Here is a 26,874-nt window from a genome sequence, read left to right as displayed (position 1 = left end):
GACGAACACCCAGCCCAATCTGCTGGTGTTTCGATCATGCTGCCACCACAGAGGTCCGTACGGCGCACATCCCGACCGACACGACATCGGTCCCCGGGCTCAAGCCAGGGGCCGGGGGTCTGAGCCCGCACCGGGCCCGACCCCCCGGCCACCCGCGTCCGGCGCCGGATCAGCGACGACAGCGGCCCCGCGCCGGGCGGCACGAACTGCCCATCCCTCAAGGAGAGTTCGGCCGCGAGGAGCTTCAGCATACGTAATCCTCCGCGCGGGTCACCAACGAGCGAGAAGTCTCCGACGGCCCGCAGGCCACCGGCGAACACCCTCTTGATGTGAGCGCGTCACCCGGGTCATATTGGTCCGGACCATTGCCGCGAGGCCGGCCCCGGGAGGCACAGTCGTGCGACGCGTTCCCGTACTCATGTCCGCCGTCGTCTGTGCGGCACTCGCGCTGTTTCTCTCCGCCTGCGCATGGGGCGCGGCGGACGGGGACGGCGGCGGCCGGCCGCCCGGGGCGCCGACGGGTGTCACCGCCGCCGCGGGCAGCGCTAGCAACGTGCACGTCATGTGGAACGCGGTCCCGGCCGAGGGCGGCATCCAGGTCTACGAGGTGTATCGGGGACCCACGAAGGTCAAGGAAGTGCCGGGCTCCGCGCACATGGTGGATGTCACCATGCTCAAGCCCGCGACCACGTATGCGTTCACCGTGCGGGCCCGTGACACGGACGGGCGTCTCGGCCCGCCGAGCAAGCAGGTCCGGGCGACGACGCCCAGGGCCGTGGCCGCCGACCGGTCCGCCCCGACACGGCCGGGGAAGGCGGACGGCCGGGCGGTCGGCAGCCGGGCGGTTCAGCTGTCGTGGTCACGGGCGACGGACGACCGGGACGTGGAGTCGTACGACATCTATCAGGGCGACACAAAGATCCACAGTGTGGGCGGGAACCAGACGGCGACCGTGGTCACCGGGCTCAGGCCGGGCACCCGCTACTCGTTCACCGTCCGGGCCCGGGACGCGGCCGACAACCTCTCCCCGGCCACGGCGGCCGTCCGCGTCACCACGCCCGGCACCGACGACGGGCGAGGCACCGCGCCGACCGGCTTCCGGGCCACGACCCATCGCGCGGACGGGGCGTACCACCTCGACCTGAGCTGGGTGCCGCCGCGCACCGACGGCGTCGTCACGGAGTATCAGGTCCAACTCGACGGCCGTGCGGCGACCTCGCTGGTGTACGGCGGAAGCGCACCCCGGGACAAGGCCACGTACAGCTTCTACCTGGGCCCGGAGAGCGGAGTGAGCCACCGGGTGCGGATCCGGGGGCGGCTGCCGGACGGCACCTGGGGCGGCTTCTCGGCGGAGCGGACGGTGACGACCGGCCGCGAGCAGGGCTGACAACCGGTCAGCAGTCACCCGGACGCAGCAGCGCGTCACCTGTCCGGGGCACGCCCGCGTGCGGGCCGTCCCCCGGGCGCGTTGGCTTCCCCTGAGGCAGCACGGGCGTTCCCGACCCTCGGCGGCGCAACCGACGTACCGCCGACCGTGCCGCCGGAGGGAATCCACATGCGCAACTCATCGCTCTTCCTCCGCTCGGGCCTGACCGTGGCAGCCGCCTCCGCACTTCCCCTCTTCGCGGCCGCCCAGACCGCCGCCGTCTCGGGGATCTCCGTGAGCACCACCGGGTCCACGGTCTCCGTCACGACCAGCGCGTGCACCAACGTCAACGGCAGTTGGGGCAACGCCTCGCTGCTCAACAGCCGACAGGCGAACTTCGCCCAGGGCCGCCAGGTCTCCCTGTCGGGGACGGCCGCGCTTCAGTCGGCCGCCTGGGCCAACGTGAGTCCCGGCACGTACACCGTCATCGTCGTGTGCTCCAACGGCACGACGGCGGGCACCCAGTCGGTCGTCGTCGCGGGCGCCACCCCCACCCGCACGATCTCCGCCACGGCCTCGCCGTCACGCGGCGTCATGGGCGGCGTGGGCGGTTCCTCCACGGACTTCGGCACCCTGACGCTGGTGGGCGGCGGTGTGCTGGTGGGTACGGCTGTCGCGGGCACGGTCTGGTACCTGCGCCACAAGTCGAAGCCGTACCGGCTCTGAGGTCGGTGCACCAGCGGCCGTCGCCGTCGGGCACGGCCCCCGGCTCACGCCGTCTCGTGCCCCGGCAGCTCCGCGAACTCGTCCAGCGCGCGCGTGAGCCACTGGATCCAGAAGGTCTCCAGATCCAGGCCCGCGCGCAGCACCAGGTGCCGCAGCCGGTCCTGCGAGCTGTCCTTGCCGGGCGGGAAGTCGCGCTTCTCGATCTCCTCGTACTCGGTCAACTGCCGTCGGTGCAGTTCGAGATGGCGGCGCAGATCCGCCTCGATGCCCTCGGTCCCCACGACCGCCGCGGCACGCATCCGCAACAGCAGCGTGTCGCGATGCGGCCGGGGGTCCTGGGACGCGCCGGTCCAGCGGGCCAGTTCGGCGCGGCCCGCGGGCAGGACCTCGTAGCTCTTCTTCTGCCCACGGGCCGGCTGCTCCGACGGCAGGGTCCGGATGAACCCCTCGGCCTCCAGTTTTCCCAGCTCGCGATAGATCTGCTGATGCGTCGCCGACCAGAAGTACCCGATCGACTTGTCGAAGCGGCGGGTCAGCTCCAGCCCCGAGGACGGCTTTTCGAGCAGGGCGGTGAGGATCGCGTGCGGGAGTGACATGGGGTCATCGTAGAGACGCGCTCGCGCGCCCCTACATGCTCGCTGCCAGCTCGGTGCCCTGCTTGATGGCCCGCTTGGCGTCCAGTTCGGCGGCCACGTCGGCGCCACCGATGAGGTGCGGGGTGCGACCGGCGGCCAGCAGCGCCTCGTACAGGTCGCGCCGCGGCTCCTGTCCGGTGCACAGCACGATGGTGTCGACGGGGAGGACCGTGCTCTCCTCGCCGACCGTGACGTGCAGTCCGGCGTCGTCGATACGGTCGTAACGCACGCCCGGGACCATGGTGACGCCCCGGTGCTTGAGCTCGGTGCGGTGGATCCAGCCGGTGGTCTTGCCGAGTCCCGCGCCGACCTTGCTGGTCTTGCGCTGGAGCAGATGGACGGTGCGCGGCGGGGCGGGCCGCTCGGGGGCGGCGAGGCCGCCGGGGCCCGTGTAGTCCATGTCGACGCCCCACTGGCGGAAGTACGTCGCCGGGTCCTCGCTCGCCTTGTCGCCGCCGTCGGTGAGGAACTCGGCGACGTCGAAGCCGATGCCGCCCGCGCCGAGGACGGCGACGCGCTCACCGACGGGGGCGCCGTCGCGCAGGACGTCGAGGTAACCCACGACGCTCGGGTGGTCGATGCCGGGGATGTCCGGAGTACGCGGGGTGACGCCGGTGGCGATCACCACCTCGTCGTAGCCGGCGAGGTCCTCGGCGGCCACCCAGGTGTTCAGGCGTACGTCGACCCCCTGCCAGTGGAGCTGGTGGCGGAAGTAGCGCAGCGTCTCGTCGAACTCCTGCTTGCCGGGGACCTTGCGGGCGACGTTCAGCTGGCCGCCGACCTCGCTCGCGGCGTCGAACAGGGTGACCTCGTGGCCGCGTTCGGCCGCGCTCACGGCACAGGCGAGGCCGGCCGGTCCGGCGCCGACGACCGCGACACGCTTGCGCAGCCGGGTCGGGGACAGCGTCAGCTCGGTCTCGTGGCAGGCGCGCGGGTTGACCAGGCAGGACGTGATCTTGCCGCTGAAGGTGTGGTCGAGACAGGCCTGGTTGCAGCCGATGCAGGTGTTGATCGCCTCCGGCTTTCCGGCGGCGGCCTTGGCGACGAAGTCGGGGTCGGCGAGCATCGGGCGGGCCATCGACACCATGTCCGCGCAGCCGTCGGCCAGCAACTCCTCGGCCAGCTCGGGGGTGTTGATGCGGTTGGTGGTGACGAGCGGGACGGACACCTCGCCCATCAGCCGCTTGGTGACCCAGGTGTAGGCGCCGCGCGGCACCGAGGTGGCGATGGTCGGGATGCGCGCCTCGTGCCAGCCGATACCGGTGTTGATGATCGTCGCGCCGGCGGCCTCGACGGCCTTGGCGAGCGTGATCACCTCGTCGAGGGTGGAGCCGCCGGGGACGAGGTCCAGCATGGACAGCCGGTAGACGATGATGAAGTCGTCGCCGACGGCCTCGCGCACCCGCCGGACGATCTCGACCGGGAAGCGCATGCGGTTCTCGTACGAGCCGCCCCAGCGGTCGGTGCGGTGGTTGGTCTGCGTGGCGATGAACTCGTTGATCAGGTAGCCCTCGGAGCCCATGATCTCCACGCCGTCGTACCCGGCCTGCCGGGCCAGGCGGGCGGCGCGCGCGTAGTCGTCGATGGTCCGCTCGACGTCGGCGTCGGTCAGCTCGCGCGGCGGGAAGGGGCTGATCGGCGCCTGGAGCGGGCTCGGGGCGACGAGGTCCTGGTGGTAGGCGTACCGGCCGAAGTGCAGGATCTGCATCGCGATCCGGCCGCCCTCGCGGTGCACGGCCTCGGTGATGACCCGGTGCTGCTCGGCCTCCGCCTCGGTGGTGAGCTTCGCGCCGCCCTCGTAGGGCCGCCCCTCGTCGTTGGGCGCGATACCGCCGGTGACGATCAGGCCCACTCCCCCGCGCGCCCGCTCCGCGTAGAAGGCCGCCATGCGCTCGAAGCCGCGCTCGGCCTCCTCAAGACCGACGTGCATGGAGCCCATGAGGACGCGGTTGGGCAGCGTGGTGAAGCCCAGGTCCAGCGGGCTCAGCAGGTGCGGGTATCGGCTCATCGGGCCCCTCCGTGCGGTGTCGTGCCTGACGTAGTTGTAGAGGACCGCGGAGCCTTTATGCAACTAGTTGCACAACCGAGGAGAGGTGACACCGGCCACTGCCACCGGTCGCCACCGCCACCGGTCGCCGTCGCCACCTGCCGCCATCGCCACCGACCGCCTCGGCACCACCGCCTTCGGGCACAGTGACCCCATGACCGCACACGCCGACGTGATCGACCTCGCCCAGCGGCTGATCCGCCGCCCCAGCCGCGCCGGGATCGACGACTACGGGCCCGTCCTCGGCGTCCTGGAAGAGTGGCTCGCCGGGCGCGAGCTGCCGTATCGCCGCCTCTACGGCGACAAGGGCGCCGTCGGCCTGCTGATCGAGGTCGCGGGCGGCCGGCCCGGCCCCTGGTGGGCCCTGGACGCCTGCGTCGACACCGCGCCCTACGGAGACGAGGCCGCGTGGTCGTTCCCTCCGGACTGCGGCGAGGTCGTCGACGGCTGGCTGCGCGGCAGAGGCGCGGCGGACTCCAAGCTCGCGGCGGCGATGTTCTGCGCCATCGCCGCCGAACTGCACGGCCGGGCCGGCGACCTGTCCGGCGGCCTCGCGGTACTCCTCGACGCCGACGAGCACACCGGGGCCTTCGGCGGCGCCCGCGCCTATCTGGCCGATGCGGAGGCGGTCCGCCCTGCCGGAGTGCTGATCGGCTACCCGGGGCTCGACGAGGTCGTGGTCGGCGGGCGCGGCCTGTGGCGGGCCACGATCGCGGTGCACGCGGCCTCGGGCCACTCGGCGTCCCGCCGTGCGGCGCCGGGTGCGGTCTCCCGCGCGGCGCGTCTCGTACGGCTCCTGGAGGAGTCCGAACTCCCGGGCGTCGAAGGCGAGTTCCCCCTGCCGCCGAAGCTGACGGTGACCTCCTGCCACGGCGGCCAGGGCTACTCGGTCGTACCCGACCTGTGCGAGCTGGGCGTCGACATCCGCACCACCCCCGGCTTCGACGCCCGCGACGCCGAGCAGCTGGTCCGCGCGGCGGCGGGCGAGCTGGACGCACGGGTACCCGCGCCGCGCCCGACCGCGGTCACCCCGGTGGCCTCCTGGCCGCCGTATCGACTCGCCGAGCACCGGCAGCCCGCGGCGGCGTTGCTGGAGGCCGCGTCCGAAGCAGGACTCGCCGTCCGGCCGAAGACCGCCGGCCCGTCGAACATCGGCAATCTGCTCGCGGGCGAGGGCATCCCGGCCACGGCGGGCTTCGGGGTGCGCTACGCGGGTCTGCACGGCGTGGACGAGCGGGCCTGTCTGGAGGACCTGCCCGCCGTCCACGCCGTCTACCGGCGCGCCGTACTCGGCCTGCTGGGTTCGTCGTGACCGAGCTCGCCCTTGCCGAACTCGGCCGTCAGAGACCGTGAGCCGTCACAGGCCGGGACGGCTCTTCAGCACCACGTGCAGCTCCCGCTCCTGGTCACCCGAGGCCGAGGTGAGGTCGTGCACCGTGAACAGGGAGTCCAGCGTCGTGCGGAGCCGTTCGATGGCCCAGTAGCCGCCCTGCGCGTCGGCCTCGACGGACGACGAGAGCCGGGCGGGCGGCGGACACTCGTGCGTGTCCGTCACCTCGAAGGTGCCGAGCCACACCATCGGGCGTGTCTCATGGAGCTGCTGCGGCACGTCGTCGGGACCCCGGTCGGACTCGAAGCACGTGCACAGCGTGTCGAACACGATCCGGGCGTCCTCCTTGCTGCATCCGCTGATCTCGACGGACACGGGCTCCTCGTGCAGTCGTTCACGATCCATCGTGATCGCTCCTCTCGTGGCCACACCGCGGTGCCACGGGTAGCCCGCGGAACCGGACCCCAACCCAAGAAAAGCACCACGCGCGCCGGAGCACTACCGGCGGAGCCGTCCCGCCCGCGCCTCAGCCGCGGGTGAAGCGGTACGTCTTGCTGTCGGTCAGCACGCAGAAGCCCGGCGAGATGACGATCACCCTGAGGGTGCCGGTACGGCGGTCGTAGTCGATGCCCTCCGACTCGAAGTCGCCCGAGCAAGAACTGCGCAGCGGGAGCTGGCGCAGCGCCGTGACATGGCCGGTCACGTCGGAGGAGCCGGGCTCGGCGGACAGGTCGATCCGGAGCAGCGGCTTGGTCATGCCGAAGAGGGTGCCCGCGGGGTCGTCGGAGGCGCACAGCAGGGTCGTGGCGCTGAGGAAGTCGCAGCCCTGCACATCGCGTACGGCGTGGTCCAGCCGGATGCTGGAGGTCCACGGGAGGTTCGCCGAGGGCGATGTGCCGGCGTTGACGCCGGGGGTGGGGTGGACGAGCAGGCGGGTCATGGTGCCCCACTCGCCGGAGACCATCCACTGGCCGCCGGGCGTGATGGCGACGAAGGAGTTGTTCAGCGCCTCGCCGGAGCCCAGCGTGTGGACGTACTCGGACCAGGACCCGTTCGGCGCCTGCACCCGGAACATCTTCGCGGTGCCCGAGTCCGCCTGGTACGGCTCGATGTAATAGCCGTTGTACGAGGCGTCGGGGTCGCCCACATGGTTCCAGCCGCGGCTGGAGACCGAGACGGGGATGGTGCCGATGCCGGTGTAGCGGTTGGGGCTGTTCGCCGGGACCTCCACCGAGGTCAGGCCCTGGCTCTCGGTGAGCGGGTCGGCGCGGTCGGAGCCGACCTCCGTCCAGGTGTCGGCGGCCTGGGCGGGCGCCGCGGTGGACAGCACCGCGGCGGAGGCCAGGGTTACGAGGCCGGTGAGAACGGCATGACAACGTTGCCAGGCACGCAGGGCCATGGGGTGACTCCTTGGGGGGTGGGGGTGCGCGTCGGCGGACAGTCTGGCGGGGCGATGTGGTCATGTACAGACCAAGCAGACGAACGGCTGCTGTCTGATCGGCCACAGTCCCGTGCCCCGGTGCCGGCTTCGTCGGACGTCCTCCGCTGTGTTGAGGGATGGTGGAGGTGAACGACCGAGGGGTCCCGGAGACGGTTGAACGCGGTAGAACAAGGGGAGTCGGCACGGGGGAGCGGCGTGCCGCGACAATGGGCGAAGGCGGTGCGTGGGATGTCTCCAGCCGAATCTCCCGGCGCCGAGGGCGGCGAGCCGGTGCGCGGGCCGGTGGGTCCGAGCGGCCTGCTCGACGTGCTCGCCGTGGCCTCGGTGGTGCTGGACACCGAGGGTCGCATCGTGCTGTGGAGCCCCCAGGCCGAGAAGTTGTTCGGCTACTCGGCGCAGGAGGCGCTGGGCGAGTACGCCGCCCGGATCATGGTTCACGAGCAGCACGTCGACCTGGTGGTCAAGCTGTTCGCCGACGTCATGGAGACCGGTGAGGGCTGGGCCGGGGCGTTCCCGATCCGGCGCAAGGACGGCGCCACGCGCCTGGTGGAGTTCCGCAACATGCGGCTGCTGGACGACCAGGGCGATGTCTACGCGCTGGGTCTGTGCGCCGACCAGACGACCGTGCGCCAGGTGGAGCGGGACGTGGCGCTGTCCACGCGCACGATCGCGCAGGCCCCGATCGGTCTCGCCGTCCTCGACACCGAACTGCGCTACGTCTCGGTCAACCCGGCGCTGGCGCAGCTCAACGGCATCTCCGCCGAGGACCACATCGGCCACACACCGCGCGAGCTGCTGCCCGATGTCGACGCCGACGGCGTCGAGGCGGCCCTGCTGGAGGTGCTGCGGACCGGTCGTCCGTTCGTCAACCAGCACATCGTGGGCCGCACCCAGGCCGATCCCGACCGGGAGCACCACTGGTCCGTCTCGCTCTACCGGCTGGAGGACACCACGGGGACGGTGCTCGGCGTGGCCGGGATGGCCGTGGACATCACCGAGCAGCATCAGGCCGCCCTGGAGGCCGAGACGGCACGACGGCGCCTGGCCCTGATCGCCGACGCCTCCGCGCGGATCGGCACCACACTGGAGCTGGACCGCACCGCGCGCGAACTGGCCGACGTCGCCGTGCCGGAACTCGCCGACGTCGCCGCCGTCGACCTGCTGGAAGCGGTGGTGGAGGGCAGACGCAGCACCCTCGGCCCCGCCGAGCCGGCGGTGATCCGCGCCCTGGCCGTCCAGGCCGAGCATGCCACCGAGGCCCTCGACGCCGCCGATCCGCCGGGCGAGGTCGCCCGCTACGGCTCGGACCGCCTCGTCACCGAGTGTGTGCGCACCGCGAGCCCGGTCATGGTCCCCCACGTCGAGGAGAAGGACCTGCCGCGGATCGCCCGCTCCCCCGAGGCGGCGGTGCAGCTGGGGCGCGCGGGTGTGCACTCCTATCTGGCAGTGCCGCTGATCGCGCGCGGCGAGGTGCTCGGCGCGCTCGACCTCAAGCGCACCCGCAATCCGCTGCCGTTCAGCGAGGACGACCTGCTGCTCGCCCGGGAACTGGCCGCCCGAGCGGCCGTGCAGATCGACAACGCCCGCTGGTACCAGAACGCCCGGGACACCGCCCTGACGCTCCAGCGCAGCCTGCTGCCCAGCCACCCCGCGGTGACCGGCGGCCTGGAGGTGGCCTCCCGCTACCAGCCGGCGGGCGCGAGCGCCGAGGTCGGCGGCGACTGGTTCGACGTGATCCCGCTGGAGGGCGGCAAGACCGCGCTCGTCGTCGGCGATGTGATGGGCAGCGGCATCGACGCCGCCACGACCATGGGCCGGCTGCGCACGGCCACCCACACGCTGGCCTCGCTCGACCTCGAACCGACCCTGCTCCTGGAACACCTCGACAAGATCACCGAGGGCCTCGACCACTCCATCGCCACCTGCGTCTACGCCGTCCACGACCCTCAGCTGCGTCAGTGCCGGATCGCCAACGCGGGCCATCTGCCCCCTGTCCGCGTCCGCCACGGCCGCGACCCGGAACTCCTCGAACTGCCCACGGGAGCGCCGCTGGGCGTGGGCGGTGTCGCCTTCTCCACGACGACCGTGGATCTCGGGCCGGGCGACCAGCTGGTCTTCTACACCGACGGACTCGTCGAGACCCGTCAACACCCGCTGGACGAGCGCCTCGACGCGCTCCTGGAGCTCCTCGACGACCCCGACCGCGACCTGGAGGAGTGCTGCGACCTGCTGCTGCGCACCCTGCACAGGCCCGACAACTCCGACGATGTGGCGCTGCTCATCGCACGTGTGCTGCCCCTGAGTTGACGGCGGCGGCGCCGTCCACGCGAGGGTGGTCCGCGCCCGGACGGTGACGGCGGCGGCCACGGTGGCCGCGCTGGCCCTCGGCGGAACGGTCGCCTGCGCCGCGACCTCGTCGGACTCGGGCAACGGCCCCTCACCGTCGGCCTCCCGGTCGGCGGCGCCGGCCCGGCATGTGGTCCGGCCTCCTCGGAGGCGGCGTGCACGGCGAGTCGACCGTCAAGGACCCCGACACGGACGAGTGGGTCGTACTGATCAGGGCTGCTTGAGACCGATCACGACATTCGCGTACAGCTCCTCCGACACGACCAGACGCGCCGACAGTCCGCTGCTGGTGAAGGACTCCAGGGCCGTCGGCGCCTGGCGTTCACTCGTCTCGATCAGCAGACAGCCGCCGGGCGCCAGCCAGCGGGACGCCTCGGCGGCGACCCGGCGCAGCACGTCCAGGCCGTCCGGGCCGCCGTCGAGGGCGACGCGCGGCTCATGGTCGCGCGCCTCCGCGGGCAGCAGGCCGACCTCGTCGGTGGGTACGTACGGCACGTTCGCCGCGAGGACGCCGACCCGGCCGCGCAGTCCGGCGGGCAGCGCCTGGAACAGGTCGCCGGTGTGCACCTGACCGCCGTAGGGGGCAACATTGCGGCGGGCGCAGCGCACGGCCACCGGGTCGATGTCGGCGGCGTGCAGCTCGATCGGGCCGCGCGGGCCGAGTGCGGCGGCCAGGGCCGCGCCGACCGCGCCCGAGCCGCAGCACAGGTCGACGAGCACGGACGCCTCGGGTGCGAGGGCGAGGGCCTGCTCGACCAGGAACTCGGTACGGCGGCGGGGCACGAAGACGCCGGGTTCGACGGCTATGCGCAGCCCGCGGAACTCGGCCCAGCCGACGACGAGTTCGAGGGGCAGACCCGCTACGCGCCGGTCCACCATGGCGGCGAGCTCGTCCGGGGTGCGGGCGGCGGCCAGGATGAGCCGGGCCTCGTCCTCGGCGAAGACACAGCCGGCGGCACGAAGCGCGGCCACGATGCCGTCACGCGGGAGCGGCGGACGGGATGCGGGCGAGGAAGGAGACAGAGGGGGCATGGAAGCCGAGAGCCTTTCGGAAGCCGAAGGATGCTCTCGCGGTCGCCTACCGGCGGTGATCCGCGCCGACCCGAGGGGAGAGCACCCGACCTGACACAGCGGTAATGGGTCTCACCTCCCTGACTGTCCACGCCGGGACTGCCCCGGCCGGACGGCAACACTACCCCAACGATCACGACCGCTCCCAGGCATATACGAAGGCGGCCGAGGCACTCTCGCCGAGTCGTCGCTCCCCCGGCCCGCGAGCGGGTGACGGCACCGGAGCACGTACGGTTGTACGAAGAACGTACCGATCACGCTCGAACCGCGGGCCGTCGCTCACGACGGCCTGGAGGCGCCACCCCTATGAACATCACCCGAGGCTTCACCGGACGCCCACGCGTCCGGAATGCCGCGCTGCCGCCCGGCCAGTACGACGCCGGCGACGACTGGCCCGTGCTGTCCGCCGAGGTCACGCCCGAGCTGACGCCCGCCGAGTGGTCCTTCCGCGTCGACGGCCTGGTCGAGGAGCCGCGCGGCTGGAGCTGGGAGGAGGCGCACGAGCTGCCCAGGTCGGTGTATGAGGGCGACATCCACTGCGTGACCGGCTGGTCGAAGTTCGGTGTGCGGTTCGCCGGTGTGTCGCTGGACGCCTTCCTCAATATGGTCCGGCCCCATGTGTCCGCCACACATGCCGTCGCCTATGCGCACACCGGCTACACCACCAACCTGCCGCTCGCCGACCTGACCGGTGGACGCGCCTGGATCGCCTGGGAGTACGACGGGCAGCCGCTCGCGCCGGAGCACGGTGGCCCGGCGCGGCTGCTGGTGCCGCACCTGTACTTCTGGAAGAGCGCCAAGTGGATCGCGGGTCTGCGCATCGTCGACCAGGACGAGCCGGGGTTCTGGGAGCGGAACGGCTACCACGCCCGCGGCAACCCGTGGGAGGAGCAGCGGTACTCCGGTGACTGAGGTGACTGAGACATTCACGCCATTCACGCCGCCGACGCGTTTCGCCGTTCCCGGGCGGATCGCCGTCAGCGAGCAGGCCGCCACGATGTGGCAGACGGCCACGATCACCGAGATCCGCCGGGAGACCCCGCGGGCCGCCACCTTCCGGCTCGCGGTGCCCGCCTGGGCGGGTCATCTGCCGGGCCAGCACCTGGCACTGCGGCTGACGGCCGAGGACGGCTATGTGGCCCAGCGCCACTACTCGATCGCTTCCGCGCCGGACGACTCCGGGCACATCGAACTCACCCTGGACCATGTGGACGGCGGTGAGGTCTCCGGCTGGTTCCACACGGTGGCGAAGCCCGGTGACTCGGTCGAGGTGCGCGGCCCGCTCAGCGGCTTCTTCGCCTGGCCCGGGGACCGGCCCGCGCTGCTGGTCGGCGCCGGCTCCGGTGTCGTACCGCTGATGTCGATGGTGCGCCACCACCGGGCGCGGGGCCTGGATGTGCCGCTGCGGCTGCTGGTGTCGGCGCGCAGCCCCGAGGGGCTGATCTACGCACGGGAGTTCGGCGCGGAGACGACGCCGGTGTTCACGCGGAGTGCGCCCGACGGTGTGCCCGTGGGACGTATAGCCGCGGCACATATGGCGCCACTCCTGGCCGAGCAGCCGCCCGGTGGGTGGGAGGCCTATGTGTGCGGCTCCAATGGGTTCGCCGAGCATGCTTCACGGTTGCTCGTGGCAGCGGGTCAGCCAGTGGACCGGATCCGGATCGAACGCTTCGGCTGACGGCTCTTCGGGGCGCGGGAGGCGTATCCGTCCGGGATTGTCAGGAACGATGTCCGGTGTGCGGGGTACCTGGACGTCATGCGAAGCCGGGTGCGTGGCTGGCGCCGGCGGCCGAGTCCGCTGCGGCGCCGGTCGGATGTCGTGGAGGCGTGGACGCTACTGGCCGTGGCCGTCCTGCTGGTCGTGCTGGCGCCGCTGGTCGGAGTGCTCGCGGCCTGGTGGGCTCATGACGACGCCAGGGCCACGGTCAAGGCGCAGCGCGACGAGCGCCGCCAGGTACGGGCCGAGGTCGTCGGCCGGACCTCGAACGCGGTTCCCATGGCACAGGGCGGGCGGCAGCCGTCCGCCAACGTCACCGTCCGTTGGACAGACCCGGCGAACGGAGCGCGCACGGCCACGGCCCATGTTCCGGTGGGCACCCGGCCCGGCGAGACGGTCGACGTCTGGCTGGACTCCCGGGGCCGGACCGTGGCCCCACCGCCGGACGGCACGGCTGTCTGGCAGCAGACCGTCACCATCGGCGTCTGTGTGACGGTCGGCACGGCCGCCCTGATCCTCCTCGGTCACACCGTCGTACGGCATACCGCGATGAGTCGCCGTCTGGCCGAATGGGAGGAGGAATGGGCGCACACGGAGCCGCAGTGGACGGGCCGTCGGGCATGACCAGCGACATGTCGTAGGTCTGCCTCCCCGCACGCGCCGGGTCTGCCCCTCGTGCACACCTTCCGTCCGGCCGCGGAGACCGGGGTGCGGGCCCGGGTTAGCTCCCGGCGCTGCCGGCGGCGGTCACCCGACCACCGGTGACGGCCGGCCAGCCGCCAGGGATCTCCCACTCGCCGTCCACGACGGGCAGTTCGGCGTCCCTGACCAGTAGATCCGCCGTCCCGACCGGGTGATCGACGGCAGACGTCATGGCGCCATCGTAGGCGCTTGACCGGCAAGGATCTGGCGAGTCCTCCGATCATCCACGTACGGTGTGATCATCCGCGGTCACTCTTTGAAAAGGCGGTCCTCCATGGCCCTGTTCGACCTTCCGCTCGACGAACTGCGCGAGTACCGCAGCGAGTCCGTCGAGCCCGAGGACTTCGACTCGTTCTGGTCCAAGACTCTCGAGGAAGCGCGCGAGCACGACCTGGACGCACGTTTCGAGCCGGTCGACACAGGGCTGTCCACGGTCGAGGTGTACGACGTGACGTTCGCCGGGTTCGGCGGTCACCCGGTGAAGGGCTGGCTGCGGCTGCCGGCCGGGGCCACGGAGCCACTGCCGCTGGTCGTGGAGTTCCTCGGCTACGGCGGTGGGCGCGGCCTGCCGCACGAGAACCTGCTGTGGGCCTCCACGGGCCGGGCTCACTTCATGATGGACACGCGCGGCCAGGGCAGCGCGTGGGGCGCCGGTGGCGGCACGCCGGATCCGGTGGGGGCCGCGCCGGCGTACCCCGGCTTCATGACCCGGGGCATCGACGCACCCGAGAACTACTACTACCGCCGGGTGTTCACGGACGCCGTCCGTGCCGTCGAGGCCGCCCGCTCGCACCCCCTGACCGACGCCTCGCGCACGGTAGCGCTGGGCGGGAGCCAGGGCGGCGGCATCACGATCGCGGTCGGCGGCCTGGTCCCCGACCTCACGGCGATCGCGCCGGACGTGCCGTTCCTGCTCGACTACCCGCGCGCCGTCACCCTCACCGACCATCACCCGTACCGCGAGATCGGCCTCTACCTCAAGACCCACCGCGGCCGCGCCGAGGACGTCCTGCGCACCCTGTCCTACTTCGACGGCGTCCACTTCGCGGCCCGCGGCCGGGCGCCCGCCCTCTTCTCGGCGGCCCTGGAGGACCAGACCTGCCCGCCGTCCACCGTGTTCGCCGCCTTCAACGCCTGGGCGCACGGCGAGAAGGCCATCGAGGTGTACGACTTCAACGACCACGAGGGCGGCGGCCCCTTCCACGAGGCGGCCAAGCTGGACTGGCTGCGCTCACACGCCTGAGCGGGCCAGCATGGAGACGCGAGAGGCAGCGTTGCGGTTCGTCCGGGTCTGGCGGCGGGCCTGGGCCACGCACGACGTGGACGCGCTGCTCGAGCTCTACGCCGAGGACTGTGTCCACCGCTCGATGCCGTTCCGAAAGCCGCATCGGGGGCGTGCCGAGCTGGCCGCGTATCTGCGCTGGTCGTTCGCCGAGGAGCGGGTGACGGATGTGCGGTTCTCGGCGCCGGTGGTCGGCCAGGACGGCGTGGCCGTGGCCGAGTTCCGGGTCCTCAGCGAGGAGGACGGCGCGCCGGTCACACTCGCCGGGTGTGTCCTGGCGCGTTTCGACGCCGCGGGGCTGGCCGTGGCGACGCGCGACTACTGGCACACCGTCGAGGGTCACCGGGAGCCGGAAGGCGCACTGTTCCTCGTGTGAGTTCGGCGTGTTGGGCACCTTCCTTCCAGTCCGACCAGTCGGTACGTTCAGGGAGCCCGGGCCGCGGGACCGCGGTCCGGGCTCCCGGTGGACGACGGGTTCCCGGTGGAGGACGAGGGGTGGGTGGCTCATGGCGGAGCGCGAGGCACAGGTGCACGGGCACTGCGATCCGCGGTTCGCCGCGGTGCGGACCGCGTTCGAGGCGAACTTCCGGGAGCGCGGGGAACTGGGCGCCGCGGTCGCCGTCACGGTCGACGGCACGACGGTGGTGGACCTGTGGGGCGGATGGGCCGACGCCGCGCACAGCCGCCCCTGGGAGCACGACACGCTGGTCAACGTGTGGTCGACGTCCAAGGGGCCGACGGCGCTGTGCGCACACATCCTCGCCGACCGGGGCCTGTTGGACCTCGACGCGCCGGTGGCCGCCTATTGGCCGGAGTTCGCCGCGGCCGGCAAGGAGCAGATCCTCGTACGGCATCTGCTGTCGCACCGCGCGGGCCTGTCCGGTCTGCGGGAGCCGCACTCGCTCCAGCAGCTCTGCGACTGGGACTTGACGACCCAGCGGCTCGCGGCGATGGAGCCGTGGTGGGCACCGGGGACGCATTCCGGGTATCACGCGTTGACGTTCGGCTTCCTGGTGGGGGAGGTCGTACGGCGGGTGTCGGGGCTGCTCCCCGGGGCCTTCCTGGAGCGGGAGGTGACCGGGCCGCTCGGGATCGACTTCGCCATCGGGTTGCCCGAGAAGGACTCCGGTCGGGTGGCCGACCTGGTGCAGCCGCCGGTCGAGCGGACCAGTGAACAGGCGGCGATCTTCAGCCAGTTGGCTCCCGCCGCCCTGGCCGCGCTGACCAACCCGGCCGCGGGAGCCGCTCAGGGCAACTCGCCCGAGTGGCGGGCCGCCGAGATCCCCGCCGCGAACGGACACGGCACCGCGCGTGCGGTGGCCGCCCTGTACGGGATCTTCGCCGGACGGGGATCGTACGCCGGCCATCGCGTGCTGTCCCCCGAGGCTGCCGAGCGGGTGCGCGAGGGACAGGGCAGTTGCCGCGATCTGGTGCTCGGCGCCGGATTCGAGAAGGACACCGAGGTCGGCCTCGGCCTGTGGCTGAGCGGGGCGAACGGCTCGTACGGGCCCAACCCGCGGGCTTTCGGACACGACGGCCTCGGCGGCTCGTGCGGGCTCGCCGACCCGGAGGCCGGGGTGTCGCTGGGCTATGCGATGAACCGGATGGGGCCTCATATCGCCGATGACCCGCGGAAGATGGCATTGGTCGACGCCCTCTACAGCGCCCTGTGACGCCCGGCCGGCGCGGGTCGTTTCGGCCGAAGTGAGGGGCCGCCCTTCCCTGGTGGTGTAGACCAATGCTTGGATCTGGTGACGCAAGGAGCCCGCACGGCTACGACACGTCACCAACAGGAGGCGCGGCATGGCCCGCACCACCCCGCACGACCGCCCGCTCACCGAAGCGCAGCCGCTGTACTGGAGGATCGCCACCCAGCTGCTCGACGAACTGCGCGACGGGACCGTACCGCCCGGTGAACGACTGCCGGGGGAACGGCAGTTGGCGGAGCACTTCGAGGTCAGCAGGGAGACCGTACGACAGGCCCTGGAGGTGCTGCGCCGCAGCGGCCTGGTCGCCACCGACCGGCGGGGCAGCCATGCCACCCTGCCCGGTCTGCCGGTCGAGACCACGGCGTCGCTCACCTTCCCGGTCGGCGCCCGGACCGCGGGGCCGGGCGCCGTGGACCGGGCCACGGTCGCCTGGGAGACACCGCCTCCGGAGCACGCCGAGGCCCTGGGGCTCGCCCCGCACCGGCCCACCCTGGTGCACCGCTACGAGTCCGCGGACGCCGACGGACGCGGCCGGCGTACGGCCGTGACGTCCTTCTCCGCGGTGGCGCTCGCCGAGGTGGCGGAACTGGGCCGCTATCGCGAGCGCACCGACTTCTCCGGCTCCGCCCAACTGCGCCGCGCCTACGACTGGATGCGCAAGGCGGGCCTCTCGCTCCACCATCGGGACGCCATCACCCGCTTCCCGGGAGCGTCCGCGGTGCGGGTCACTCGTTGGGTCCACGACCAGCACGCCCGCCCGCTGGAGATCACGGACCTCGTCGTGGACGCCCAGCAGGACGCCCTGGTCTACGAGTTCACGCTGCCGGCCGCGGGGTGAGCACGCACGGGCGCGCTACCGGTCCGGCCGTCGCGCCACGACCATCCGCACCCGCGGGCTTCCGTCCCGCCGCCGGCCGAACTCGGGCAGGGCCTGGAGGTCCACCTGGAATCCGGCGCGAGCCAGTTCGCTTCGCACCTCCCCGAGCCGGAAGGCCCGGTAGTACATGACGAACCGCGGCCGCCACACGGCGTTGCGTACGCGCATCACCGCGTCGAAGCCCAGCAGCATCCAGTAGCCGAGGGACGCGGGTCGGGGCGGGGCGACGACGGGGAAGGCGAAGCATCCGCCGGGCCGCAGGACGGAGTGGACCTGGGCGAACAGTCCCGGCAGCTCACGGGGCAGGAAGTGCCCGAACGCCCCGAAGCTCACCACGAGGTCGAAGGCGGGGCCGAAGGGCAGGGCACGGGCGTCCGCGCGCACCCAGTCGACGCGCGGATTCCCGGCCTTCGGCTCCCCCGTCCGCACCCGCCGCCGGGCGACTTCGAGCATGCCGGCGCTGAAGTCCACGCCGGTGACGCTGCGCCGGCACACGTCGGCCAGCACCTCCACACCGGCGCCCGTCCCGCAGCACAGGTCGAGCCCGTCGTCGTACGGGCCGGTCCGGGAGAGCGCGGATGTGACGGCGGTCAGCACCGACTCCGGTGTGCGGAACGGCGTGTGGTCGAACTTCGGGGCGAGCAGGTCGTATCCGCGCTCGACGGACGACAGTGCCTGGACGGCGAGTTCGCGCAGCGAGGGTCCGTCGGGGCTGAACATCCGCGTCACCCCTGAGCGACGCGCTGCTCGAGGACCGCGAGGACCCGCTCGCACCAGCGCAGGATCTCCTCCTCGAAGGAGATTCCGGCGAGCAGCGTCAGATACGGCCCGACGCGGTCGGACTCGCGCAGGTACTCCCCCTCGGTCCGTCCGTCGAGCATGCGCTCACGGAGGCGTTCGTAGCGGCCGAGCTTGCCGCGCGCCCAGGTCATGCGCTCCTCGACCATCGCGCGGGTGGCCTCGGGATCCTCCATGGCCTGGAGCTTGATCAGGAGTTCGTCGCGAATCGCGGTGGGCCGGCGGGGCGGCTCGGCGGCGAAGGCGCGCAGGTCCTCCCGGCCGGCCTCGGTAAGGGTGAACATCCGCTTGTTGGGCCGCCGTTCCTGCTGTACGAACCTTGCCTCGACCAGGCCGCCCTGTGCGAGGCGTTCCAGCTCCCGGTACAGCTGCTGCGGGGTCGCGGGCCAGAAGTTGGCGAACGAGATGTCGAAGACCTTGGACAGCTCGTATCCCGAGGCCTCGCCTTCCAGGAGGGCGGCCAGGACGGCGTACTTGAGGGACATGTGGACACGTTAACAGCAAGTGATTATTCTCATCGGCACCTACTCAACTAATTGACTATGAGGTGATCCGATGCGCGCGTTCCGTGAGGCGGTCGAGGCGGGCGACGCCGAGGCGATCGAGGCCCTGCTGGCGGAGGACGTCGTCTTCACCAGCCCGGTCGTGTTCAAGCCGTACACCGGCAAGGCGATCACGGCGGCGATCCTGCGCGGTGTTGTGCGGGTCTTCGAGGACTTCCGCTATGTGCGCGAGATCAACGACCCGGGCGGCCGCGATCACGCGCTGGTCTTCACCGCGCGGGTGGGCGACCGGGAGCTCACCGGCTGCGACTTCCTCCGGGTGAACGAGGACGGGCTGATCGACGACTTCATGGTCATGGTCCGTCCGCTGTCCGGCGCGCAGGCGCTGGCCGAGGCGATGGGGGCGCAGTTCGACCGGATCGCGAAGGAGGCCGAAGCCCGGTCGGTGTGACGGCTCGGGCCGCCGCGAGCACGGCACACGCCAGCCGATCCCCTACGCGGATCGGCACTCGGTGAGCCGCCTTTCGAGGAACCTCCGTTCCGCGTCGTTCTCCACCAGTTCCAGCGCCCGCCGGTAGGCGTCGGCCGCCTCGTCCGTACGACCGCTGCGGCGCAGCAGATCGGCTCGGGTGGCGGGCAGCAGGTGGTACCCGGCCAGTTCCCCCTCCTCCTCCAACCGCGCGACCAGGGCGAGGCCCGCCTCCGTGCCCTCGGCCATCCCTACGGCGACCGCGCGGTTGAGGCGGACCACGGCGGAGGGCACGAAGCGGCTCAACTCGCCGTACAGGGCGGCGATATCGGCCCAGTCGGTGTCCTCGGCGCCGGGCGCGTTGGTGTGGCAGGCGGCGATGGCGGCCTGGATCTGGTACGGCCCGGCGCGGCCACGCCGCAGCGCGGTCTCCAGCAGGGCGGTGCCCTCGTCGGCCTTCGCGCGGTCCCAGGCCGTTCGGTCCTGGTCCTCCAGGGTCACCAGTTCGCCGGCCGCGTCGACCCGTGTGTCCCGGCGGGCGTCGTGGAGCAGCAACAGCGCGAGCAGGCCGAGCACTTCGGGCTCGTCGGGCATGAGGCGGGCGAGGACACGGGCCAGGCGGATCGCCTCGGCGCAGAGGTTCGTCCGCACGAGATCGGCGCCGGCGGTGGCCGCGTACCCCTCGTTGAACAGGAGGTAGATCACGCCGAGCACACCGGTGGTGCGCTCGGGCAGGAGATGGGCGGGCGGCACCCGGTAAGGGATCCCGGCGTTACGGATCTTCCGCTTGGCGCGCACCAGGCGCTGCGCCATGGTCGCCTCGGGGACGAGGAAGGCGCGGGCGATCTCCGGCGTGGTCAGACCGGCCAGAGTGCGCAGCGTCAGGGCGACCCGGGCCTCGATGGGCAGCGCGGGATGGCAGCAGGTGAAGATCAGCCGCAGCCGGTCGTCCTGCACACCACTGTCGTCACCGCCGCCTTCGGGCTCGTACGACGGCTGGTCGCGGGCCAGCACCGCCACCTCCCTGAGTTTCGGCGCCCCCACCGCCTCCCGGCGCAGTACGTCCAGGGCGCGGTTGCGGGCGGTCGTGGTCAGCCAGGCGCCGGGGCGGCGCGGAACTCCGTCGCGCCGCCACCGGTCGAGGGCCTGGGCGAAGGCGTCCTGGGCGCACTCCTCGGCGAGGTCCCAGTCGCCGGTCACCCGGATCAGGGTGGCGACGACCTGGCCCCATTCCTCCCGGAAGGCCGCGGCGACGGCCTCCTCGACGTCGTTCGTGGCGCTCACTCCCAGACCGGCCGCACTTCCACCGAGCCGCCGGCGAGGGCCGCGGGATGCCTGGACGCCAGCGAGATGGCCTCGTCCAGGTCGGCGACCTCGATGATGTCGATGCCGGCGACGTACTCCTTGGACTCCACGAAGGGCCCGTCGCTGAGCAGCACTTCGTCACCCTGGACGCGCACGGTGGTGGCGTCGCTGTGCGGCCGCAGGCGGGCGCCGCCCTTGACGATGTCGCGGCTGCGGACCTCGTCGATGTACGCGGTGAAGCGCGGGTCCTCGGCGATCTCCCCGGGGCTGAGTTCCTCGCCTGCGACGGAGGTGCAGATGAAAAGGACGTACCTCATGACCGCTCCTCGGTGAGAGAGACGTGCTCGTGCGCGATCAGCCGGCGCAGACCGACGTCGCGGTAGCCGGTGGTGACGTACATCGTGTCGTCGATGGGGGTGCCGTCCGTGCGGGTGGCGCGCAGCCGGACGAGGGCGTGACCGAAGGCGACGCTCTCGTCGACGTGGACGTGCAGCTCCAGCACCTCGCGGATGACGGGACCGGTGACGCCGGCGAACCACTCCTCCATCGACTTGCGCAGGGCGTCCGCCCCCTGGTGGTCCCGGCCCCTGCCGTACGCCACCACGTCCGGGGCGTAGCAGGCCGCCATGCGGTCGACGTCCCGCTCCCGCGCCGCCCGGGTCAGCTCGGCGTCGAGGCTGCGGATCTGTGTCTCGGCGTCCTCGTCCTCCCAGAACGGCCGCACCTCCATGGCCCCGATGGTGGCCACGGGATGCCGCGCGGCCGCCTCGATCGCCTCCTCGATGTCGTCGCACTCCAGAATGTCGAACCCGGCGACGTACTCCTTCGTCTCCGCGAACGGGCCGTCGCCGCGCAGCACCTCGCCGTCGCGTACCCGCACGGTGACGGCCTGGCCGGGAAGCGCCAGGCGATGGCCGTGCAGGCGTACGCGGCGGTCGCCGAGGTCTTCCACCCAGGGCTCGACGGGGGTCATGCCCGAGGCGTCGGCGGTGTCGTCGCCGCAGACGAGCAGCATGTACTTCATGGATCCTCCCGGTCCTCATGAGCTTCCTACACCCCACCGACGAACGGGACCGGTTCGAATCGACACCCGAGTGAGTGGACGTACGAAACAGTGGACGCACGGAATAGGAGAAGTCCTGGGTGCGTTCCCCCCCATACGGACTGCTCGCCACGCGCTGAATGACCGTGGTACCGTCGTGTCAGCACTTGTGTACGCCCAGTCGTGGGCGCCGGTGCAGTTCCCGTAGTTCGCCGGTCGATGTAACCGGCTTCTCCGCACCATCTCGTGACCAGCGGTAAGTCGCTGTCGAGGTGTTGTTTCCCGCCGCCAGAAGGCGCTCTGTCCGCCTTCCCGATGTCCGCGGCTCATCCCTTCCTTCCGCATGTCCCATGCCTTCCGTCCTTGAAAGGACCGACCACCATGACCACCACACTCGAACACCCACCTGTCCAGCAGCAGCGCCCGGCCCAGGCCGTCACCGGTGTCCTCGACATCGACGCGAGCGGGAAGGGGCACCTGCGCGCCGCGAACCTGCTGCCCACCCCCGCCGACCCTCAGGTCTCCCCCACGCTCATCCGCCGGTACGGCCTCCGCAAGGGCGACCTCGTCGACGGCGTACGCGGCGACCGGCGCACCCTCACCGAGGTCGCCCTCGTCAACGGGCGCGCGCCCGGCCAGAACCGGCGCCGCTTCGGCGAACTGACGCCGCTTCACCCGCGTGAGCGGATCCGCCTCGAACACCCGGCGTCCGGTCAGACCGGCCGGGTCGCCGACCTCATCGCCCCCGTGGGCAAGGGCCAGCGCGGTCTGATCGTGGCCCCGCCCAAGACCGGCAAGACCGTCCTCCTCCAACAGATCGCGGCCGCCGTCGCCGGCAACCATCCCGAGTGCCGGCTGATGGTGGTGCTCCTCGACGAACGCCCCGAGGAAGTCACCGACATGCGGCGCTCGGTGCGGGGCGAGGTGTACGCCTCGACCTTCGACCAAGCGCCCAAGCAGCACATCGCGCTGGCCGAGCTCGTCATCGAGCGGGCCAAGCGGCTCGTCGAGGCCGGCGAGGACGTCGTCATCCTGCTGGACTCCCTGACCCGGCTGTGCCGGGCGCACAACAACGCGGCCTCGTCCGGTGGCCGCACCCTGAGCGGCGGCGTCGACGCGGCCGCGCTGCACGGGCCGAAGCGGTTCTTCGGTGCCGCGCGCCTCGCCGAGGAGGGCGGTTCGCTCACCATCCTCGCCACGGCCCTGGTGGAGACCGGCTCCCGGGCCGACGACTACTTCTTCGAGGAGCTCAAGAGCACCGGCAACATGGAGCTGCGCCTGAGCCGGGACCTCGCCCACCGCCGCGTCTTCCCCGCCGTCGACATCAACCCGTCCGGCACCCGGCGTGAGGAACTCCTGCTGGCCCCGGCCGAGTTGACCGCCGTACGCGGACTGCGCCGGGCCCTGCAGACCCGGGACGGCCAGTCCAACCTGGAGACCCTCCTGGAACGCCTGCGCGAGACGCCCGACAACGCCACCTTCCTTCGGCGGATCCGGCCGACGCTGCCCGGCGAGTGAGACGTCACGGAGCATCGCCCGTCCGGGTGCAGGCGCGCCCCGACCGGCCCGGCCAGCGTGTTCCGAGGCGGCTGCCTTCCTACGTTGACGGTATGAAGATCGGATTTCCTTACCGGACGCTTGTGTCCACCTGTGTGCTCTGCGCGGCCGGTCTGCTGGCGCTCGCGCCCGCCACGGCGGTCGCCCGCACCGGACGCGACCCCGACACGGCCGACGAGAGCCGAGCGGCGACCCCACGGCCCGCGCTGCTGTACCGGTCCGGCACACTGGCGCGGCCACGTCCCGGAACGCCCCCGGTCCCCGAGGTCTCGGCGCTGTCGTGGCTGGTGGCCGACGCCGGCACCGGCGAGGTGCTCGCCGCGCACGAAGCGCACCGGAGACTGCCGCCCGCAAGCACCCTGAAGACACTCTTCGCGCTCACCCTGCTGCCGACCCTGCCCGCCGGTGTCCCGCACACCGTGCGCGAGGAGGAACTGGCGGGGATCGGCGCCGGCAGCAGTCTGGTCGGGGTCGCCGAGGGACGTACGTACCGGATCGCCGATCTGTGGCGCGGGGTGTTCCTCAGCTCCGGCAACGACGCCGTGCGGGTGCTGGCCTCCCTCAACGGCGGCTGGCGCGCCACGGCCGCCCGGATGCAGGCCAAGGCGCGTGCGCTGGGCGCCCTCGACACACGGGTGGTGTCGCCGGACGGCTACGACACGCCCGGCCAGGTGTCTTCGGCGTACGACCTGGCGGTGTTCGGCCGGGCGGGGCTGCGCAACGCGGAGTTCGCACGGTTCTGCGGGACGGCCGAGGCGATGTTCCCGGGCGGGGGCGGCTGGAAGTACCCGATCCGCAACACCAACCGGCTGCTGACCGGCGCCGACGGTGTGACCCGGTACCCGGGGGCGATCGGCATCAAGAACGGCTACACCAGCGAGGCGGGCAACACGCTGGTCGCCGCCGCCCGCCGGGGTGGTCGCACGCTCGTCGTGACGGTGCTCAATCCCCGGGCGGGCGGCGGGGGCACTGTCTACGAGGAGGCCGGCGAACTGCTCGACTGGGGATTCGGCGCGGCCGGCCGGGTCGAACCGGTGGGGTCGCTCGACGGCTTGCGGGCCAGACCCAGTCCGGGGCCCGAGACGGTGCCCGTCGTGGCGGCGGTGGCGCCCGAGGGCGGGGCGGGCTGGGCCGAGGCCTGCGCTGTCGCGGGCGCCGCCGGCGTGGGGGCCGGTGCCGTGTCGCTCGTGACCCGCGGCAGGGTGGAGCGGTCGGCGCCGAGTTGACCGACCGGCAGCCACAGCAGCAGACCGAGGGCGATCCAGGCGTAGGTGTTGCTGCCGAGGAAGCCGTCGACGCCGGACGCGTCGTCGAACCACAGCCACACCACGCTGGTGCACAGCACCGCGTACAGGACGGCCGCGACCCGCCGGTGCCCGTCGCGGACCAGGACGGCGAAGGACGGCAGCAGCCACACCAGGTGGTGGACCCAGGTGATCGGGCTGACAAGGCAGGCGGTGAGCCCGGTCAGCGCGAACGCCGCCGTCCAGTCGCCCGCCACAACCGCCCGGCGGGTGCGGGCCACCCAGACGCCCAGGACCAGCAGCACCACCACCGCCCAGACCGCGCGGCTCGACACGTCCAGCCGGGCCAGGATGCCTTGCAGCGACTGGTTGGAGACATAGTCGAGACGGCCCACCCGGGTGGTGTCCCACATCGCGTGCGTCCAGTAGAAGCGGGACGCCCCCGGCGCCGCCCACGCCGCCAGCGCCGTCGCCGCCGTGGCGACGGCCGTCGCCACGGCGGCGGCCCGCCAGCGCCGGGCCACCAGCAGCAGACCGATGAACGCGGCCGGCGTCAGCTTGATCGCCGCCGCCAGGCCGATGCCCACGCCCGCCCAGCGCTCCCGGCCGGTCGACAGCAACCAGCAGTCGAGGAGCACCAGGGCCAGCAGCAGGATGTTCACCTGCCCGAAGCTGAAGGTGTCCCGCAGCGGTTCGAACAGGGCAAGCGCGCAGACGGCCAGCGCACAGCCGTACCAGCCGTAGCGCCGCCAGGCCCGCCCGGTCAGCACGCGCAGCACGAAGGCCAGCGCCGCCAGGTTGAGCAGCAGCGCCAGCGCGATGGCGACATGCAGGTCCACCAGCGCCATGGGCAGCATGACGACGGCGGCGAACGGCGGGTAGGTGAAGCCGTATGTGGTGCCGGGCACCCGGTAGTCGTAGAGACGGCCGTCGTGGTGCATCCAGCTGTCGACGGTGCCGTAGTAGACGCGCAGGTCGAACCAGTCGCGCAGCAACGGCACGGTGGCGGTGAAGACGGTTACGGCCACGACGAGCACGAGAGCGAGCGCGAGCCGGCCGCGGTCGGTGCTGGGCAGTCTCATGCGGTGCGCTCCAACGCCGGGGCCTGCGCGGCCATATGTGCCTGCCACAGGACGATCACGGCGAGCACGCCGCCGGAGACCGCCAGCACCAGCTGGCCGACATCCGCGGAGCCGCCGCTGGGCAGTACCGTGAGCGCGAGCACTCCCGTGAGAGCCGCCACGCGGTGCCGTACGGAGGTGCTGGGCGCCGCCGCGGCGATGAGGAACAGCCCCCACAGCGCGTACCAGGGGCGGATCGCCGGTCCGAAGGCGGCCACGGCCGCCAGGCTCAGGCCGAGCGCGTACACCGGGCGCGGACGCCAGCGCCACCATATGAGGAGCACCAGGACCCCGGTCAGCACCAGGCCGAAGGCGTGCCACACCGGGACGGCCAGCGGCGCCAGATCGCTGCCGGCCTGCTCCAGCAACGAACCGGTGGCCCGACCGAGCAGGCTGGTGAGTGCCCAGTTCTGCGCGGAGACCGGGGTGTCCAGGGCGCCTATCCAGCCGTATCCCGTGCCCGCCACGGCCGTGGCGGCGACCGTGGCGGCGGCGGACGCGGCGGCCGTGGTCAGGACGGCCTTCACCGGGTGGTGGCCGGAGCGCATCTGGAGCAGTACGACGGCGACGAGGCCCAGCGCGGCGGGCGCCTTGACCAGCGCGGCCAGCGTGACGAGCACGGCCCCCAGGATGGGCCACCGGCCGAGCGCCGCGACCAGTCCGGCGCCCAGCAGGCCCAGCATGATGGCGTCGTTGTGGGCGCCCGCGACCAGGTGCAGCAGCACGAGCGGGTTCAGGGCACCCAGCCACAGCGCGGCCGACGGGTCGGCTCCGCTGTGCCGGGCCAGTCGCGGCAGCGCGGCCGCCATCAGCCCCACGCCGAGCAGCGCTATCAGGCGCATGCCGAGGAGCCCTGCGGGCAGTTCGCCGCGGGTCGCGCCGGACAGCACGGAGGCGACGCCGAGGAACACCGGGCCGTAGGGGGCCGCCGTGTGCCGCCACAGCGGGGCGACCTCGTCCGCGAGCGGGCCGCCGAGGTGGGAGGGGCCGTACGCGTACACGTCGATATGCGCGTCGACCATGGCCCCTTGGGCCAGATAGCTGTAGACGTCCCGGCTGAACAGCGGCGGCGCGATCAGCAGCGGCGTGGCCCACACGGCCAGTACCAGCAGCAGGGCGCGCGGGGTCGGCGGGTCGGCGCTGCGCACGAGCCGGCCGAGCAGCAGCCACGCCGCTATCAGCAGGACGACGCCGAAGTACACGCCGACCAGGCCGAGGGCCGCGTGGACCGAGCTCGGGGCCAGGAGTTCCCGGACCGGCAGCGCGCCGGACGTCTCACCGCCCAGGGCGAGAAAGGCGGTACCGGCCAGACCGAGTATCTGGCAGCGGCGGAGATCGACGGGGAAAGCCATGGCCAACACTCGCTCAGCGTGTCAACGCGGGGTGGCCGTCAGTTGACGGCGTTCTCTCCGGGGGGAAGCCGGGATGTGTCCGGCCGGTGATCGATTGTGGCCATGTGTTGAAGACTGCGACGCGTCTGCCTGGTGCGGTGGCTTGCCGACTGCGGGAGCGTTGTGGCTGGTCGCGCCCACGCGGCGGAGCCGCATATCGATACGGCCCCGCGCCCCTGAGGGGACACTGCAGCG

26 protein-coding genes and 1 pseudogene are annotated in these 26,874 nt (G+C 72.2%); 14 read left to right on the top strand and 13 right to left on the bottom strand.

The features are described from left to right. Nucleotides 1-397 precede the first annotated feature (397 nt). Together ACZ7NC_RS13640 and ACZ7NC_RS13635 are read left to right on the top strand one after the other, a co-directional pair. Nucleotides 398-1,387, top strand: coding sequence for a fibronectin type III domain-containing protein (locus tag ACZ7NC_RS13640; RefSeq protein ID WP_471487819.1), 990 nt, complete (start codon nucleotides 398-400; stop codon nucleotides 1,385-1,387). Nucleotides 1,388-1,555: 168 nt separating this feature from the next. Then, on the top strand, nucleotides 1,556-2,092 hold the full coding sequence (locus ACZ7NC_RS13635; protein WP_471487817.1) for a hypothetical protein: 537 nt from the start codon (nucleotides 1,556-1,558) through the stop codon (nucleotides 2,090-2,092). Nucleotides 2,093-2,136: 44 nt separating this feature from the next. On the opposite strand, the gene ACZ7NC_RS13630 is transcribed toward ACZ7NC_RS13635, so the two are convergent. Together ACZ7NC_RS13630 and ACZ7NC_RS13625 are read right to left on the bottom strand one after the other, a co-directional pair. After that, a complete protein-coding gene (locus ACZ7NC_RS13630) occupies nucleotides 2,137-2,688 on the bottom strand; it encodes a PadR family transcriptional regulator (protein ID WP_471487815.1) in 552 nt (183 codons plus the stop codon). 31 nt (nucleotides 2,689-2,719) lie between these two features. Continuing rightward, a complete protein-coding gene (locus ACZ7NC_RS13625; RefSeq protein WP_471487813.1) occupies nucleotides 2,720-4,735 on the bottom strand; it encodes an FAD-dependent oxidoreductase in 2,016 nt (671 codons plus the stop codon). 193 nt (nucleotides 4,736-4,928) lie between these two features. Here ACZ7NC_RS13625 and ACZ7NC_RS13620 point away from each other — a divergent pair, with 193 nt between their 5' ends. Then, on the top strand, nucleotides 4,929-6,086 hold the full coding sequence (locus ACZ7NC_RS13620; RefSeq protein WP_471487811.1) for a M20 family metallopeptidase: 1,158 nt from the start codon (nucleotides 4,929-4,931) through the stop codon (nucleotides 6,084-6,086). Between the two features lie 45 nt (nucleotides 6,087-6,131). Here ACZ7NC_RS13620 and ACZ7NC_RS13615 read toward each other — a convergent pair whose 3' ends face one another. Both ACZ7NC_RS13615 and ACZ7NC_RS13610 read right to left on the bottom strand, forming a co-directional pair. Continuing rightward, nucleotides 6,132-6,509, bottom strand: coding sequence for a hypothetical protein (locus ACZ7NC_RS13615; RefSeq protein WP_471487809.1), 378 nt, complete (start codon nucleotides 6,507-6,509; stop codon nucleotides 6,132-6,134). A 121-nt stretch (nucleotides 6,510-6,630) separates the two neighbouring features. Then, complete coding sequence (locus ACZ7NC_RS13610) at nucleotides 6,631-7,503, bottom strand: hypothetical protein (RefSeq protein WP_471487807.1); 873 nt, start codon at nucleotides 7,501-7,503, stop codon at nucleotides 6,631-6,633. A gap of 270 nt (nucleotides 7,504-7,773) precedes the next feature. On the opposite strand from ACZ7NC_RS13610, the gene ACZ7NC_RS13605 reads away from it, so the two are divergent. After that, nucleotides 7,774-9,852 carry a SpoIIE family protein phosphatase gene (locus ACZ7NC_RS13605; RefSeq protein WP_471487805.1) on the top strand — a complete coding sequence of 693 codons (2,079 nt, stop codon included), beginning with the start codon at nucleotides 7,774-7,776 and terminating at the stop codon, nucleotides 9,850-9,852. Nucleotides 9,853-10,101: 249 nt separating this feature from the next. Here ACZ7NC_RS13605 and ACZ7NC_RS13600 read toward each other — a convergent pair whose 3' ends face one another. Next, the gene (locus ACZ7NC_RS13600) at nucleotides 10,102-10,923 is read right to left on the bottom strand and encodes a putative protein N(5)-glutamine methyltransferase (protein ID WP_471487803.1); all 822 of its coding nucleotides are present in this window, start codon (nucleotides 10,921-10,923) and stop codon (nucleotides 10,102-10,104) included. A gap of 345 nt (nucleotides 10,924-11,268) precedes the next feature. On the opposite strand from ACZ7NC_RS13600, the gene ACZ7NC_RS13595 reads away from it, so the two are divergent. From ACZ7NC_RS13595 to ACZ7NC_RS13585, 3 genes are all read left to right on the top strand, one after another. Next, entirely contained in the window at nucleotides 11,269-11,874 is a 606-nt protein-coding gene (locus ACZ7NC_RS13595) for a sulfite oxidase-like oxidoreductase (RefSeq protein WP_471487801.1), read from the top strand. 1 nt (nucleotide 11,875) lies between these two features. Beyond that, on the top strand, nucleotides 11,876-12,640 hold the full coding sequence (locus ACZ7NC_RS13590) for a ferredoxin reductase (RefSeq protein WP_471487883.1): 765 nt from the start codon (nucleotides 11,876-11,878) through the stop codon (nucleotides 12,638-12,640). A 78-nt stretch (nucleotides 12,641-12,718) separates the two neighbouring features. Then, nucleotides 12,719-13,303, top strand: a complete 585-nt coding sequence (locus ACZ7NC_RS13585) for an Rv1733c family protein (RefSeq protein WP_471487799.1) — start codon at nucleotides 12,719-12,721, stop codon at nucleotides 13,301-13,303. 97 nt (nucleotides 13,304-13,400) lie between these two features. On the opposite strand, the gene ACZ7NC_RS13580 is transcribed toward ACZ7NC_RS13585, so the two are convergent. Then, entirely contained in the window at nucleotides 13,401-13,553 is a 153-nt protein-coding gene (locus ACZ7NC_RS13580; RefSeq protein ID WP_471487797.1) for a hypothetical protein, read from the bottom strand. Nucleotides 13,554-13,655: 102 nt separating this feature from the next. Between ACZ7NC_RS13580 and ACZ7NC_RS13575 the strand changes: the two genes are divergently transcribed. The 4 genes from ACZ7NC_RS13575 (at nucleotide 13,656) to ACZ7NC_RS13560 (ending at nucleotide 17,210) form a co-directional block, all read left to right on the top strand. Beyond that, entirely contained in the window at nucleotides 13,656-14,624 is a 969-nt protein-coding gene (locus ACZ7NC_RS13575) for an acetylxylan esterase (protein ID WP_471487795.1), read from the top strand. 10 nt (nucleotides 14,625-14,634) lie between these two features. Beyond that, nucleotides 14,635-15,039 carry a nuclear transport factor 2 family protein gene (locus tag ACZ7NC_RS13570; protein WP_471487793.1) on the top strand — a complete coding sequence of 135 codons (405 nt, stop codon included), beginning with the start codon at nucleotides 14,635-14,637 and terminating at the stop codon, nucleotides 15,037-15,039. A gap of 130 nt (nucleotides 15,040-15,169) precedes the next feature. Next, nucleotides 15,170-16,336, top strand: a complete 1,167-nt coding sequence (locus tag ACZ7NC_RS13565; protein ID WP_471487791.1) for a serine hydrolase domain-containing protein — start codon at nucleotides 15,170-15,172, stop codon at nucleotides 16,334-16,336. Between the two features lie 130 nt (nucleotides 16,337-16,466). Further along, nucleotides 16,467-17,210, top strand: a complete 744-nt coding sequence (locus ACZ7NC_RS13560; protein ID WP_471487789.1) for a GntR family transcriptional regulator — start codon at nucleotides 16,467-16,469, stop codon at nucleotides 17,208-17,210. Nucleotides 17,211-17,225: 15 nt separating this feature from the next. Here ACZ7NC_RS13560 and ACZ7NC_RS13555 read toward each other — a convergent pair whose 3' ends face one another. Both ACZ7NC_RS13555 and ACZ7NC_RS13550 read right to left on the bottom strand, forming a co-directional pair. Continuing rightward, nucleotides 17,226-17,969, bottom strand: a complete 744-nt coding sequence (locus ACZ7NC_RS13555) for a class I SAM-dependent methyltransferase (protein ID WP_471487787.1) — start codon at nucleotides 17,967-17,969, stop codon at nucleotides 17,226-17,228. 5 nt (nucleotides 17,970-17,974) lie between these two features. Continuing rightward, on the bottom strand, nucleotides 17,975-18,532 hold the full coding sequence (locus ACZ7NC_RS13550; protein ID WP_471487785.1) for a PadR family transcriptional regulator: 558 nt from the start codon (nucleotides 18,530-18,532) through the stop codon (nucleotides 17,975-17,977). 70 nt (nucleotides 18,533-18,602) lie between these two features. Here ACZ7NC_RS13550 and ACZ7NC_RS13545 point away from each other — a divergent pair, with 70 nt between their 5' ends. Further along, nucleotides 18,603-19,001: a nuclear transport factor 2 family protein gene (locus tag ACZ7NC_RS13545; protein ID WP_471487783.1), complete on the top strand. Its 399-nt coding sequence runs from the start codon at nucleotides 18,603-18,605 to the stop codon at nucleotides 18,999-19,001. A gap of 42 nt (nucleotides 19,002-19,043) precedes the next feature. Here ACZ7NC_RS13545 and ACZ7NC_RS13540 read toward each other — a convergent pair whose 3' ends face one another. Genes ACZ7NC_RS13540 through ACZ7NC_RS13530 form a run of 3 tightly spaced genes read right to left on the bottom strand, consistent with a single transcriptional unit; the run spans nucleotide 19,044 to nucleotide 21,348 of the window. Then, nucleotides 19,044-20,303, bottom strand: coding sequence for an RNA polymerase sigma factor (locus tag ACZ7NC_RS13540; RefSeq protein ID WP_471487781.1), 1,260 nt, complete (start codon nucleotides 20,301-20,303; stop codon nucleotides 19,044-19,046). Then, nucleotides 20,300-20,641 carry a YciI family protein gene (locus ACZ7NC_RS13535; protein WP_471487779.1) on the bottom strand — a complete coding sequence of 114 codons (342 nt, stop codon included), beginning with the start codon at nucleotides 20,639-20,641 and terminating at the stop codon, nucleotides 20,300-20,302. Before ACZ7NC_RS13535 ends, ACZ7NC_RS13540 begins: the two co-directional genes overlap by 4 nt. Beyond that, the gene (locus ACZ7NC_RS13530) at nucleotides 20,638-21,348 is read right to left on the bottom strand and encodes a nuclear transport factor 2 family protein (protein WP_471487778.1); all 711 of its coding nucleotides are present in this window, start codon (nucleotides 21,346-21,348) and stop codon (nucleotides 20,638-20,640) included. Before ACZ7NC_RS13530 ends, ACZ7NC_RS13535 begins: the two co-directional genes overlap by 4 nt. 399 nt (nucleotides 21,349-21,747) lie before the next feature. Between ACZ7NC_RS13530 and rho the strand changes: the two genes are divergently transcribed. Both rho and ACZ7NC_RS13520 read left to right on the top strand, forming a co-directional pair. Continuing rightward, nucleotides 21,748-22,884 carry a transcription termination factor Rho gene (gene rho, locus ACZ7NC_RS13525; protein ID WP_471487776.1) on the top strand — a complete coding sequence of 379 codons (1,137 nt, stop codon included), beginning with the start codon at nucleotides 21,748-21,750 and terminating at the stop codon, nucleotides 22,882-22,884. Between the two features lie 92 nt (nucleotides 22,885-22,976). After that, nucleotides 22,977-23,858, top strand: a pseudogene (locus ACZ7NC_RS13520) (D-alanyl-D-alanine carboxypeptidase family protein); the annotation flags it as partial. A 38-nt stretch (nucleotides 23,859-23,896) separates the two neighbouring features. Here the strand turns inward: ACZ7NC_RS13520 and ACZ7NC_RS13515 are convergent. Then, entirely contained in the window at nucleotides 23,897-25,249 is a 1,353-nt protein-coding gene (locus ACZ7NC_RS13515; RefSeq protein ID WP_471487774.1) for a glycosyltransferase 87 family protein, read from the bottom strand. Continuing rightward, the gene (gene mptB, locus ACZ7NC_RS13510) at nucleotides 25,246-26,640 is read right to left on the bottom strand and encodes a polyprenol phosphomannose-dependent alpha 1,6 mannosyltransferase MptB (protein ID WP_471487773.1); all 1,395 of its coding nucleotides are present in this window, start codon (nucleotides 26,638-26,640) and stop codon (nucleotides 25,246-25,248) included. Before mptB ends, ACZ7NC_RS13515 begins: the two co-directional genes overlap by 4 nt. Between the last annotated feature and the right edge of the window lie 234 nt (nucleotides 26,641-26,874).

The organism is Streptomyces sp. NPDC111802, from assembly GCF_055634335.1.
This window is presented reverse-complemented; position numbering and strand designations above follow the sequence as displayed.

Coding starts and splice junctions, on each gene's coding strand:
- ACZ7NC_RS13635 (WP_471487817.1), top strand. CDS start 1,556: ATGCGCAACTCATCGCTCTTCCTCCGCTCGGGCCTGACCGTGGCAGCC.
- ACZ7NC_RS13630 (WP_471487815.1), bottom strand. CDS start 2,688: ATGTCACTCCCGCACGCGATCCTCACCGCCCTGCTCGAAAAGCCGTCC.
- ACZ7NC_RS13625 (WP_471487813.1), bottom strand. CDS start 4,735: ATGAGCCGATACCCGCACCTGCTGAGCCCGCTGGACCTGGGCTTCACC.
- ACZ7NC_RS13620 (WP_471487811.1), top strand. CDS start 4,929: ATGACCGCACACGCCGACGTGATCGACCTCGCCCAGCGGCTGATCCGC.
- ACZ7NC_RS13615 (WP_471487809.1), bottom strand. CDS start 6,509: ATGGATCGTGAACGACTGCACGAGGAGCCCGTGTCCGTCGAGATCAGC.
- ACZ7NC_RS13610 (WP_471487807.1), bottom strand. CDS start 7,503: ATGGCCCTGCGTGCCTGGCAACGTTGTCATGCCGTTCTCACCGGCCTC.
- ACZ7NC_RS13605 (WP_471487805.1), top strand. CDS start 7,774: ATGTCTCCAGCCGAATCTCCCGGCGCCGAGGGCGGCGAGCCGGTGCGC.
- ACZ7NC_RS13600 (WP_471487803.1), bottom strand. CDS start 10,923: ATGCCCCCTCTGTCTCCTTCCTCGCCCGCATCCCGTCCGCCGCTCCCG.
- ACZ7NC_RS13595 (WP_471487801.1), top strand. CDS start 11,269: ATGAACATCACCCGAGGCTTCACCGGACGCCCACGCGTCCGGAATGCC.
- ACZ7NC_RS13585 (WP_471487799.1), top strand. CDS start 12,719: ATGCGAAGCCGGGTGCGTGGCTGGCGCCGGCGGCCGAGTCCGCTGCGG.
- ACZ7NC_RS13580 (WP_471487797.1), bottom strand. CDS start 13,553: ATGACGTCTGCCGTCGATCACCCGGTCGGGACGGCGGATCTACTGGTC.
- ACZ7NC_RS13575 (WP_471487795.1), top strand. CDS start 13,656: ATGGCCCTGTTCGACCTTCCGCTCGACGAACTGCGCGAGTACCGCAGC.
- ACZ7NC_RS13570 (WP_471487793.1), top strand. CDS start 14,635: ATGGAGACGCGAGAGGCAGCGTTGCGGTTCGTCCGGGTCTGGCGGCGG.
- ACZ7NC_RS13565 (WP_471487791.1), top strand. CDS start 15,170: ATGGCGGAGCGCGAGGCACAGGTGCACGGGCACTGCGATCCGCGGTTC.
- ACZ7NC_RS13560 (WP_471487789.1), top strand. CDS start 16,467: ATGGCCCGCACCACCCCGCACGACCGCCCGCTCACCGAAGCGCAGCCG.
- ACZ7NC_RS13555 (WP_471487787.1), bottom strand. CDS start 17,969: ATGTTCAGCCCCGACGGACCCTCGCTGCGCGAACTCGCCGTCCAGGCA.
- ACZ7NC_RS13550 (WP_471487785.1), bottom strand. CDS start 18,532: ATGTCCCTCAAGTACGCCGTCCTGGCCGCCCTCCTGGAAGGCGAGGCC.
- ACZ7NC_RS13545 (WP_471487783.1), top strand. CDS start 18,603: ATGCGCGCGTTCCGTGAGGCGGTCGAGGCGGGCGACGCCGAGGCGATC.
- ACZ7NC_RS13535 (WP_471487779.1), bottom strand. CDS start 20,641: ATGAGGTACGTCCTTTTCATCTGCACCTCCGTCGCAGGCGAGGAACTC.
- ACZ7NC_RS13530 (WP_471487778.1), bottom strand. CDS start 21,348: ATGAAGTACATGCTGCTCGTCTGCGGCGACGACACCGCCGACGCCTCG.
- rho (WP_471487776.1), top strand. CDS start 21,748: ATGACCACCACACTCGAACACCCACCTGTCCAGCAGCAGCGCCCGGCC.
- ACZ7NC_RS13515 (WP_471487774.1), bottom strand. CDS start 25,249: ATGAGACTGCCCAGCACCGACCGCGGCCGGCTCGCGCTCGCTCTCGTG.
- mptB (WP_471487773.1), bottom strand. CDS start 26,640: ATGGCTTTCCCCGTCGATCTCCGCCGCTGCCAGATACTCGGTCTGGCC.